Origin of the sequence: Bifidobacterium tsurumiense, from assembly GCF_000741765.1 — a bacterium.
Lineage (GTDB): Bacteria > Actinomycetota > Actinomycetes > Actinomycetales > Bifidobacteriaceae > Bifidobacterium > Bifidobacterium tsurumiense.
The window spans coordinates 1-11,982 of sequence record NZ_JGZU01000013.1 but is presented as its reverse complement, the minus strand read 5'-3'; the positions used below and the strand labels follow the sequence as shown (position 1 = coordinate 11,982).

At 52.7% G+C, this 11,982-nt stretch carries 5 protein-coding genes and 1 tRNA gene; 5 read left to right on the top strand and 1 reads right to left on the bottom strand.

Annotated elements, in window-relative coordinates:
* Nucleotides 1-192 precede the first annotated feature (192 nt).
* Nucleotides 193-909 carry a LytR/AlgR family response regulator transcription factor gene (locus BITS_RS05740; RefSeq protein WP_034534364.1) on the bottom strand — a complete coding sequence of 239 codons (717 nt, stop codon included), beginning with the start codon at nucleotides 907-909 and terminating at the stop codon, nucleotides 193-195.
* Between the two features lie 495 nt (nucleotides 910-1,404).
* Between BITS_RS05740 and BITS_RS05735 the strand changes: the two genes are divergently transcribed.
* The 5 genes from BITS_RS05735 to BITS_RS05715 all read left to right on the top strand — a co-directional run bounded on the left by BITS_RS05735 (nucleotide 1,405) and on the right by BITS_RS05715 (nucleotide 11,639).
* Nucleotides 1,405-3,831 carry a glycoside hydrolase family 3 C-terminal domain-containing protein gene (locus BITS_RS05735; RefSeq protein ID WP_026642721.1) on the top strand — a complete coding sequence of 809 codons (2,427 nt, stop codon included), beginning with the start codon at nucleotides 1,405-1,407 and terminating at the stop codon, nucleotides 3,829-3,831.
* Between the two features lie 92 nt (nucleotides 3,832-3,923).
* Nucleotides 3,924-4,424: a GtrA family protein gene (locus tag BITS_RS05730; RefSeq protein ID WP_044259586.1), complete on the top strand. Its 501-nt coding sequence runs from the start codon at nucleotides 3,924-3,926 to the stop codon at nucleotides 4,422-4,424.
* Between the two features lie 716 nt (nucleotides 4,425-5,140).
* Entirely contained in the window at nucleotides 5,141-10,135 is a 4,995-nt protein-coding gene (locus BITS_RS05725; RefSeq protein WP_026642723.1) for a Rib/alpha-like domain-containing protein, read from the top strand.
* A 351-nt stretch (nucleotides 10,136-10,486) separates the two neighbouring features.
* Nucleotides 10,487-11,395, top strand: a complete 909-nt coding sequence (gene htpX, locus BITS_RS05720; RefSeq protein WP_026642724.1) for a zinc metalloprotease HtpX — start codon at nucleotides 10,487-10,489, stop codon at nucleotides 11,393-11,395.
* A 173-nt stretch (nucleotides 11,396-11,568) separates the two neighbouring features.
* Nucleotides 11,569-11,639, top strand: a tRNA-Gly gene (locus BITS_RS05715).
* Nucleotides 11,640-11,982: the final 343 nt, after the last annotated feature.

The window sequence follows — 11,982 nt, the reverse complement described above, 5'->3', positions numbered from 1 at the left end:
CGGGAAGTTCAAGTGTTATTCGTGAGCACAACCCGATGAACCGCAGAACGGCATGATTCGTGCGCGAAAATCTTATGCGTTACTCGTGAGACGAAAACACGAGCGACAAGGAAGGATGAGTTAAAAATCGTTCAACGCATAGCGAGGAATCGCCCAATATTCAACGAGGAAGTACTGGATAATCGGCGGAAATCAGCCGATACTGCCGGCCAAAGCCTCTTTGAAATCCTTTTTACGGCGTCGAGAAACAGCCAATTCCGTGCCATCGCTCATAGTGCAACTCGTGGCACCCAATGCCGTCACATAACGCATATTCACCGCATAACAGCTATTGGACAGGAAGAAACCCTTGTCTTCCAACAAAGGCAGCAAGCTCTTCAAAGCGCCATTGAATTCATAGCGCGTATCGAAACCATGCACGATTATTTTGTGCCGCACACTTTCGATATACACAATGCTGCTCAAGGGAACCCGCGAAACCACGCCATTTGAGGAGAACGACAACGCATCCGTAGCCTCGCGCTGACGTTTGCGCGTAATGCATCTGCCTAGTTCCCGAGACAATGCGTAATAGGAAACGGGCTTCACCAAATAGCTCGTGGCATCAACTTCATAACCGCGTATGGCGTACTGTGCCATATTGGTGACGAATAGCAAATCCACCGCAGGATCAATATTGCGCAACGCCTTGGCCGTTTCAAAGCCATCCCTGGCACCCATTTCCACATCGAGCATCACCAGGTCGTAATCGGGACGGTACGATTTCAATAATTCCTCGCCGCTGGAGAATTCATGCACGGTGAATTCCACCTGCTGCTCTGCGCCGTATCGCTGCAGCATGTCCTTCATCTGCACTCGCACTTGTGGCTCGTCATCGGCCATGGCCACAACAATGTGGGTTGCCTCCATGAAGATCCTCCTCGTCACGGGCTTGCTGCCTCTCTGGATTGGCGGCAAGGTGCCGGTAGCTGCTGTCGCTGCGATAATGCGCCTTGTGGGCACGTATTGGTTGCGCATATTGTGCATGTGCAAAGTTTGATTCGCGTTGTTGGGATGCGACCACTCCTATGCGCATACATCACATGTGATGCTTATGACGATAGCATCACCGCTTTGCATTGGCATAGGTGCGTTCGCCTTGGGCAAGGGGCTGATCTGAACTCGAAAGGACGAGTCGCCGGACTGCGAATGCGACCCGTGTGCCTCCAACGAATGCTGCTATTAGTGTTCCATGACTATTTCGTGACCGTTTATGCAATGAAATTGACGTGTTATGTCGTGGCGTGCAAATCTTCCGGATTTGTGGGGTTGAATCAAGATAACGAAGACTATGCGAGGCTGCATTGGTGCGGTGTTTTCGCATGGCGGCGAATATGACAGACTACGAGCGTACGAGGGAGAGCCATGACAGTCGAAGAACTATCGGTGCTTGAGAAAGCGTTGCTGCTTTCAGGTGCATCCGAGTGGGACTCACGCGGCAATGAACGTGCAGGCATACCAAGTTTTGTGATGAGTGACGGGCCTCATGGTGTGCGTCGGCAATTGGGGAGCGGCGATCATTTGGGTTTGGGGGCTTCCAAGCCTGCCACATGCTTCCCGACTGCAGGAACAGTGGCGAATTCATGGGATCCTGAACTGGCACGCACTATGGGTGAAGCGCTTGGTGCAGAAGCGCATGACCTTGATGTGAATGTGCTGCTGGGACCTGGCATGAATATCAAGCGAAATCCTTTGTGCGGTCGCAATTTCGAATATTATTCTGAGGATCCTCAAGTGGCGGGGCGTATGGCTGCCGGGCTTATCGAAGGCATTCAGAGCAATAACATTGCTGCCTGCCCCAAGCATTTCGCGGTCAATAGCCAGGAACTCAGGCGTCAGGCTTCCAATTCCGTGGTCGATGAGCGCACAATGCGCGAACTGTATTTGACTGCTTTCGAGATTGCGGTGCGACAGGCCAAGCCGTGGTCGATTATGAGTTCATATAACCAGATCAATGGTGTCTACGCTCATGAGAACGCTCATCTTCTGCAGGATATTCTGCGCGATGAATGGGGCTTTGACGGTGCCGTCATCTCCGATTGGGGCGGTTCCAATTCTGCTGTTGCGGCTGTGAAAGCTGGTGGCACTCTGGAAATGCCCTCTCCGGGATACACTTCGGTACGCGAATTGGTCGGCGCGGTCGGTGCCGGCACCTTGGCGGAAGCGGATTTGAATGTTCGTGCAGCCGAAGTGGCCAAACTGGCCCAATTGACCAAAACAACCGGCGTTTCGCGGGATGACTTGCTGAGCGAAGACGTGAAGGCAGCGCATCATAAGGTGGCACGACGTGTTGCAGAAGAATCCTTGGTGTTGCTGTCCAACCGTAACGAAGTGTTGCCGCTGAAATCGGGCACTCGTGTGGCAGTTATCGGCGATATGGCCAAAACCCCGCGATATCAGGGATCTGGCTCATCTAAGGTGAATGCAACCAAGGTCGAAAATCTGCTGGATGAGTTGAAGCAGTCTTCGGATCTTGAAGTCGTGGGCTATGAGCAGGGCTATGAACGTCAGGGAACCGCGAACCGCGCGCTTATTGAGGACGCGGTTGCCTTGGCTGGCAATGACAAGACAGAGGTCATCGTGGCTGTGGTTGGATTGGATGAGCGCAGCGAGTCCGAAGGTCTTGACCGTTCCACCATGGCTATTGCCCAGGCACAGAATGACTTGGTTCAGGCGTTGTGCGCAACGGGTAAGCCTGTTGTCGCCGTGCTGGTTGCCGGCTCTCCTGTGGAATTGCCATGGGCAAATGATGTGTCGGCATTGTTGTATGTGGGATTGAGCGGTCAAGCCGGCGCTTCGGCAACTGTCCGGGCGCTCACCGGCGCAGTGAATCCTTCTGGACATGTGGCCGAGACCTGGCCGATGCAGTATTCAGATTGCCCGAGCTCCGATTGGTATCCGGCAACGGGTCGCGACGCCATATATCGTGAGGGACCGTTTGTCGGATATCGGTATTACACCACCACGGGCACAGCGGTGCGATTCCCCTTCGGCTATGGACTGAGCTATTCGCAGTTCTCGTATTCGGATCTGAGTGTGGACGATGAAGGCGTGAGCTTCACTGTGCGCAATGATTCGGATATTGCAGGCGCGACCGTGGCACAGATGTATGTCCGCGGACCACAGGGTGGAGTGCTTCGCCCTGATCGTGAACTCAAGGGATTTGCGAAGGTCAGATTGGGTGCACATGAAAGCGCCACTATTCGCATTGATTTCGACCGTTACACCTTCCGTCATTTTGATGTGCAATCGAACGCTTGGCAAGAGGAGAGCGGCGAATGGACTGTGATGATCGGCAAGGATGCGCAGGATATCGTGCTCAGCGCTCCGCTTGAGCGTACCGAAGGCGTGGCGCCGGTTCCTGCAGATCCTGCACTGGGCGCGTATCTCGAAGGCAAGGTCAAGCAGGTCACCGATGCACAGATGGCAACCTTGTTTGGCCACGGGGTGATCGCTCCGGCCAAAACAACCGTATTCAATTCGAATGATCCTATTTCCGATTGGCGTAACTCCAAGGGCTGGTTAGCTCGTACCGTTGCCAAAACGCTTTCCAAGCGCGAGGTCAAGATCCGCGAGAAAACAGGTGCGCCTGATTTGAATACGCTGTTTTTGCTGAATATGCCTCCGCGTGCCATGAGCAAGATGACTCAGGGCATGGTGGACTCGGCCATGGTTGACGCCGTGACGGCAATAGCCAATGGCCGCACATTCCGTGGTATCGGATCTTTCATTGCATCGTATTTCCGTAATCAATCCGCCAATAAGCGTGTGGCAAAGGAGCTGAACAAATGACCGAAAACAACACGACGACCCGCAATCCGGAAAAGCCGACAAGCGTGTCGGTGAAAGACAATAAGGAACGTTACACAGGAGCCCTCGGTCCAATGCGACGTTGGATTGACGAGCATCCGAATATTTGGGAGTTCATTCTCTTCAATGTGCTCTCGAATATTTCCACTGCCACCCGCTTTATTGTGGCATGGATTGGCACTGCGGTATTCGTCTCGGCGATGGGCATGACCCAGCCGTTCAGCTTCCTGATTTTCAATTACACCGCACCGAATTCCAACGGTTTGGGAGGATTCCTTACCTTCCTCTTTGCTGAGGTTCTGGCACAGGTAGTGAATTTCATTGTGCAGATGAAGTGGGTGTTCAAGTCGGATTCGAGTTTCAAAGATGCGGCATGGAAATATGCGATTCTCGCAATCATCGTGGTGGTGGTGAACTTGGTACTGCCCGGTTATGTCACTGATATGTGCGTGCGTTGGGGCATGAATGTCGGCCTGGCGTCTACGGTGGCAACCATTGTGAACACCCTGCTCGCAGTGGTGGTGAGCTATCCACTGTTGAAATTCTGGATTATGCCGAAGAAGAGCGATAAGTAAAGTCGACTTCTGCGATATGCGGGGCGTGCGGCGATGCGCGGGTCGCTGCATAAACTTAGACCCAAGTATCAATTTCAGTACCGGGGCACACTGCGATGTGTCCCGGTATTTTGCATTTGAGCGATATGCGGAAAGAGGCGCATTTCATGGCCTGCGATAATCGTGCGGAGAGGCGGTATCAATGCAATGATGGCGGAATGCGAATATAGCCGACTCATAGACAGCGATCTGGACATATTCGCTCATTGGACATTCGCATTGAAATGACACTTCGAAACCTTTCGTCATGAGATTTTCACTGCAAGAGAAATCAACCTGGATCTGATGCCGCAGTCTCTGTCCGCAAGTTCATCCGAGTGGCCGATATCGATACCGCTGAATGTGTTTTGGATTACGAACCCAATGTCCGAACATGGTTTCGCGACAACCGGCTTCAAGAATTGCCATTGAACAAATTCAATTGTTGTTTACCCAACATAAATAGACATTTCATGTATAATCACTCAATGAATTTCTATTATTTGTAGGCAAATTCGAACAGATCTTGCCTGGATGAGGCAATTTCCTATTGCATTTCATATTATCCAAACAACGAAGAAAGTAAGGGATATGAGAAAGAAAGAGGCTGCTGGAGAAGCAGTAAAAAAGTATATTGCTGGAGGGGGGGGGGGAGCCGGCTTATTGCCGGAATCTCTGCGCTCGCATTGGTGGGTGCTGTGGGAGTTGGGGGCGTCGGCTCCGCGTTTGCGGCTGATGGAACTTCCTCTCGAGCAATCGATACAGAAACCCACTATTCCGCAACGGGCATCGAGGATTCTGACCTTCGGTATTCCAAGACAAACTACATCGGCGTAAACTCCGATGGAACAATCGAACTGCAAATTGTAAAGTTTGCGGATGGTGTTGCCAGTTGGGGCACGAGTACCACGAATGAGTGGGCTGGCAAGTATGTGCTCAGCTTTATGGAGGATGAATTCTATAAGCAGATCGACTCCATCATGGTCGGCTCGAATTCCATGCAGAAGTACTTCGATGGTGCGACATGGGCAATTCCAATCGCTGTGGCTGGCGGCGTGCGTCCAGGTCCCGCCGGTAGTGCTCTGACGCAGACTATCACTATCAAGCTCAAGGATGGTGCGACTCTAGAATCTTTAGGTCTTGCCGATGAGAAGCTGAATTTTGAATCCGTGTGGATTAAGGGTAATGGAGCCATTGCTAGCGATGCCGTTTCTACGGGCTTCATTCAGCAAAACAATCCTGATTTGGTGAATGAGCTAGACAGCGGGTTCTCTAATTCGGCAATCGGCGGTGGTGTCTCGGATCTTATCGTGATGGACCCAACGACGATGCGCATCAACTCGGTTCATACCTTCAAGCCCACAGAAAACTACTTGCAGGCGGATTATGGTTGGGTTGTTTACATCCGTGAGCAGATTCCTGAAGAGCTGCTGCCTTTCATTGATACCACGGGCACGCAGCTTTACAATTCGGACGAGCAGGGTAAGTATGTGGATACCGGCCGTACCAAGTGGTCCATCAACACGACCGCGGACGGTAGGGTCGATACCGGCACGGATTCCGCGCTTTCCATTGCCCAGTATGGAGATGATCTTACCCTCGCTCAGTTGAATAAAGCACGGGCCAATACCAATGATGTGTTCTGGGGCACGCTTGGACAGCCGAGAAGCTATACGATTTCCTACAAACTCAAGGACGAAGTTTCTCTTAAGGAATTCACTGATACCGTCAAGAAACTCGTTCAAGAGGATGGGAAGACACTGAACTTCCAGTCCGGTCTTGTCGCAGATTACCAAAATAAGTACATCTTCGGCGGTTTGACCGGTAAGGCGGATAATGGTGCAACACCTAAGGTTCTGTCCAATTCCTACGCAAACTCGTATCTGCAGTCGAACGATACCGATAACGACGGCGTTTTCGATTTCGTGGAGTTCGCTTTCGGATATGACCACACCAATGTCGATACCGATGGCGACGGCGTGCCAGACCCTCAGGAGCTCTACGATGACAACACCGTAGGCACAGATGGCGGTCAGTACAAGGTCAACGAACCGACTACCGAGACGACTTCAATAGTGCGTACATTGGATAACACCATTACTGGCACCATGCCGAAGACGGTGTATGACAATCCTGCGGATACCACGCAGAAAATTCACGCCACTAATGAGGCTTCCGGCAAAGCCATCGTCAAGCTCGTCCAAGCCGATGAAGATGGCAGCCAAACGGCAAATGGCGTAACTTATGCGACGTATGAGATTCCGCTGTCTGACTTGGAATCCGGCGCATTCACGCTCAGCATTCCAGCCGATACCATTCCGAGCACGGTGAAGAAGGCGGTGCTGGTCGGTTCCGATCCTAAGGGAGTGAACACTTCCGTTGGCACGGTTATCACCATTGCGGATAGCCAAGCTGATCAGTATGAACCCATTGGAAAGGATGCTGTCGCTAAGCTGGGAGACACTGTTCCCGATCCCGCAACGTTGATTAGCAATAAATCCGATCTGCCTGATGGAACCACATATACGTGGGAAAGCACGCCGGATTTGAGCAATGAAGGCGATGTGCCGGCAACAATTGTGGTGACATATCCCGACGGTTCCATCGACAAGGTCACCATCAACATTGCTGTTGCGGAAAATGCGACGCAGGCACAAACCTATAGCGCACGCGGCAATTCCCTCACCAAGGGATATGGCGAAACGGCAACGCTAGATGATTTGGCTGCAACCATAACCTATGACCCTGAGCTTGCAGATGGCGTAACGCCAACCGTTGCACTCGCAGACGGTGCAAGTATCCCCACCAGCGGAATCGACAACGATATTCCACTCGTAATTACCTACCCAGACGGTTCTACGGATGACGTCACCGTAACCCTGTCCTACCAGACGGCTGCTGAAAAGTACACCGCAACCGGTAGCGCCATCGAAAAGGAATATGGCTCCACGCTCACCGCAGACGAACTGGCGAATGCGGTTACCGTCAGCCCAGACAAGAGCGCAGTAGATACCATCGCCCCAGCAGATCCAAACAACCTGCCTACAGCAGGAAAGATCAACATGGTTCCTATGGTCGTCACCTACAAGGATGGCTCTTCTGAAAATGTCAACGTAGCCGTAGCATTCGGCACCGCTACAGAAAAGTACACGACATCAGCGAAAGAAGTCATCCGCAAGCCAATTGATGGTTCCGTCACTCTCGAAGAGCTGCAAAACAACATCGCATACTCACCGGAACTTGCCAATGCAAGCGATGTGAAGAGCGTTGCACTACTCGATGGCGAAGAACTGCCAACCTCCGGCATTAACACCGTAGACATGGTGGTCACCTATGCAGATGACTCCAAGGATACCGTGCCAATGCGCGTCGTCTTCGGTACGAGCGCAGAACGCAACAATCCACAGGGACAAGACGTTACCGCTGTGCTCAATGGTGATGCTCCATCTGCTTCCACAGCTCTTGCAAACCCAACCGAGCTGACAAACGTCTCTAGCATCGAGTGGAAGGACAGTGCTCCTGACACCTCCACCGTAGGCGAAAAGGACGCAACCGTTGTCATCACGTACTCTGACGGCACTACCGATGAAGTACCAGTCAAGGTGAACGTTTTGGATACCCGCGCTGACTCCATCAAGTACGATGCCCAGGGCGGCGAATTGACAAAGCCATACGGAAAGACCGCAACGGAGGAGGAACTCAAGGCCAAGATCACCTTCAACGGTGAAGCACCTGCCGACAATTCATACTCTATTGCGCTCGCCGATGGTGTAACTATCCCAACCTCGGGTAAGAATAACGCCGTTGTGTTCGTCGTGACTTACGCAGATAAGACTACGGATACGGTAACTGTCAAGCTCAGCTACGGTGATGCTTCGGATAGTTACGGCCCAACCGCTGCTCCCATTACGGCCGATCTTGGATCTACTCCTACTGCATCGGATGGCATCGCCAATAAGGATGATCTGCCTGATGGCACGACCTATGAGTGGAAGGATGGCGCTCCTGATACCACCACAGCTGGTGACAAGAACGGAACCATCGTGGTGACGTATCCTGACGGCACTACCGATGAGGTTCCTGTCACCGTCACGGTGACGGATAACCGTACTGATGCCACGAAGTATGATGCCACTGCTGAGGCACTGAATGTGCCATACGGTACGACGGTCACCGAAGATGACCTGGCAAAGCAGGTAACTGTCACGCCAACACCTGCCGATGGTGTCGTGGAAAGCATCAAGCTGGCTGAAGGCACGAGCATCCCGACCAACGGCAAGAATGTGGCAGTTCAGATGATCGTCACCTATGCCGATGGCTCCAAGGATGCCGTGTATGTGCCACTGACTTACGGCGATGCCAAGGATGCCTTCACTCCTCAGGCTCAGCCAATCGAGGTTGTCGCTGGCTCCACTCCGGTGGCTTCGGATGGTATTGCCAATAAGGATGATCTGCCTGATGGCACGACCTATGAGTGGAAGGATGGTGCTCCTGACACCTCCACGGCTGGCGATAAGACCGGTACGGTTGTGGTGACCTATCCTGATGGCACCACCGATGAGGTTGAAGCCACGGTCAAGGTCACTTCGCAGGCCGACACCTACGACCCAGAAGGTCAAGAAGTCAAGGTTGGCACTGGCAATGAGCTGCCCAATGCAGAGGATGCCATCAAGAACCTTGATGATCTGCCAGAGGGAACTACGGTGACGTGGGATGAGCCAAAGCCCGATACCACCAAGCCTGGTTCGACCACAGGTACCGTAACCGTCACCTATCCTGACGGCTCGAAGGACACTGTGACCGTGCCTGTGAAGGTGGGCACGGATGCTGAAGCCTATGATCCAATCGCCAAGGACGATGTCTCCACAGAAACCGGCGGCAATGTTCCAGATGCAAAGGATGTCATTGAAAATATGGGCGACTTGCCTGATGGCACCACGGCTGAATGGACCGAGACTCCGGACACCAGCAAGCCCGGTACTTCGACCGGCACTGTGACCGTCACCTATCCTGATGGTTCGCAGGATACCGTTGAGGTTCCTGTGAAGGTTGGTGCCGATGCCGAAGCATACGATGCAATCGGCCAGGATATCAAGGTGAATAAGGGCGGTGCTCTGCCCGACGCCTCAGCGGCTATCAAGAACCTGGGTGACTTGCCAGAAGGCACCAAGGTGGATTGGAAGACCTCTCCGGACACCAACGAGGCTGGCACCAAGACCGGTGTTGTCGTAGTGACCTATCCTGACGGATCCATCGATGAGGTGACGATCAATGTCAAGGTTGGTACCGATGCCGATCTGTATGATCCTGAAGGCAAGGACATCACGACGCCAACCGGCACGAAGCCAAATCCTGCGGATGCCATTGGCAATATCGGTGATCTGCCAGAAGGCACCACTGTTGACTGGACCAAGCTGCCTGATTTGAGCAAGCCTGGTACCTCGACCGGCACCGTGCGCGTTACCTATCCTGATGGCTCTTATGAAGACATCACGGTAAACGTGACAGTTAAGGCTCCGGCCAAGGGCGGTGACGACTCCAAGCACACTGGCGTCATAATCAACAAGACCAAGAAGGCCGCAAAGATCGCAACAACCGGTTCCGACATCTTCGCGGTGCTGCTTGCAGCCCTCGGCTTCATGGGCATCGGACTGGTTTCGGTGTTCGGTCGCAAACGTCACGAAGAGAAGTGATCTCATAAGGTCGCTTTCAATGTGACTCGCGAATAAGCCGCATATTTGAGCTCGTTCTCGGTGGGTATTCCTGCCGAGGACGAGCTTTCTTATGTGCTTATTGGATCGCTTGCATGATGTGGCGGCTGAGTTTGCCCGCCGATGATGCTACCGGGTTTGAGAGGACGCAATATTGCGGAATATCGCAAGAGCAACACTTGTCTGCCGATAGTGTTTTACCGATAGTGAGATAAAGCCAATCTGCACTCGAGCAGCGTCCATGAAAGGATGCTGAGAGTACCATATGAAGTCACTTTTCCCCATCAGCACATATTCAGGAAAAGTTCAGACATGCCGCATAGGCTGTGACTCATGAACGGCAATATGCGTGTGCATGGTCATTACAACGGTTTGAAGACGACCATGCTTTTCGCCCTGATGTGGGGCATCATCATGCTGATATGGTGGCTTACCGGCGCGCAGCAGGCGACGCTGAGTATTTATTTGCTTATCGGCATTGGTATGACCTTCATCTCGTATTGGTTTTCCGATAAAATCGCCATTGCTTCAATGCATGCGAAAGAAGTAAGCGAACAAGAAGCACCGCAGCTGTACCGCATTGTGCGCGAACTTTCAGCACGCGCAGGCAAGCCCATGCCGAGAATTTATATTGCTCCGACTCAAAGCCCGAATGCGTTTGCAACGGGTCGCAATGAGCGCAATGCGGCAGTATGTTGCACCGAAGGCCTTATGGGAATGCTCAATGAGAGGGAACTGCGCGGTGTGCTTGGACATGAGCTCATGCACGTCTATAACCGCGATATCCTCACCTCGGCAATTGCTTCGGCGCTTGCAACGGTGATTACGTATTTGGGTTATAGCCTTATGTACACCGGAGGAGATCGAGACGATCGCAACTCCTCAGGTGCTTTAGGTGCTGTCGGTGCTTTGGTAAGCGTTATTTTGGCGCCTATCGCTGCGAGTCTTATTCAGATGGCGATTTCGCGCACTCGTGAATATGATGCGGATGAAGACGGCAGCAGGCTGACGGGAGACCCCGAGGCTTTGGCGTCGGCTTTGAGCAAGATTTCCGGCGGGGTGCAGAGCAATCCCATGCCTCAGACCGCGGGAACTCAGGCTGCTTCTGCAATGATGATCGCCAATCCTTTTACTGCCGGTGGCTTTTCAAAGCTGTTCTCCACGCATCCTCCGACCGAGGATAGGATTGAGCGCCTTATGGTCATGGCTCAGGAGATGCGTGGTCTGCAGAATATCAACTGAGGCGGTTTGCTGCGGTTGATCAGACGGTGACGGCGGTTGAGACTGCGGTTGCGACTGCTTGGTGGACGCTGTTGAGGAATCCAGTTGAAGGCTGCCGAATGGCTGAATAGTGCCAATGCTGGGCACGTCTTCGTGAGCATATGCTAGAATCGCTCAAGTTGCTTATGCAATATGCGGATGTAGTTCATCGGTAGAACGACAGCTTCCCAAGCTGTAGAGGCGGGTTCGACTCCCGTCATCCGCTCCGATCTTAAAAGTTTGTATTCCCAACATTCGCATGACTCATAATTTGTGTGTTATTATGTGATACCACTGTAAACATGACTAGGGTGGGCACTAGGCCTCGAAATTGAGGGTTAATGGACAAAATGTGTGTCTAATACGGCGTGTCAGAGTGGTCGTCCTGCCCATCCCTTTCTGATGCCGAAACCTCCTTCCCATGCATCGATTCCGGGTGCCGGCCGTTGCACTTCGGTATGGTCCGTGCGGGCGACGGGATGCCGTGCCAGTTCGGCAGTCGCCCGCCCCCATAGCTCCGGGGTGACGAATCGTTCCGGCCTCGGATCCGCGGTCTTCATGTAAAGCAC

Bases quoted from the DNA above. Each gene is read 5' to 3' on its own strand.
- BITS_RS05735 (WP_026642721.1), top strand. From the start codon at position 1,405: ATGACAGTCGAAGAACTATCGGTGCTTGAGAAAGCGTTGCTGCTTTCA.
- htpX (WP_026642724.1), top strand. From the start codon at position 10,487: ATGAACGGCAATATGCGTGTGCATGGTCATTACAACGGTTTGAAGACG.
- BITS_RS05730 (WP_044259586.1), top strand. From the start codon at position 3,924: ATGCGACGTTGGATTGACGAGCATCCGAATATTTGGGAGTTCATTCTC.
- BITS_RS05740 (WP_034534364.1), bottom strand. From the start codon at position 909: ATGGAGGCAACCCACATTGTTGTGGCCATGGCCGATGACGAGCCACAA.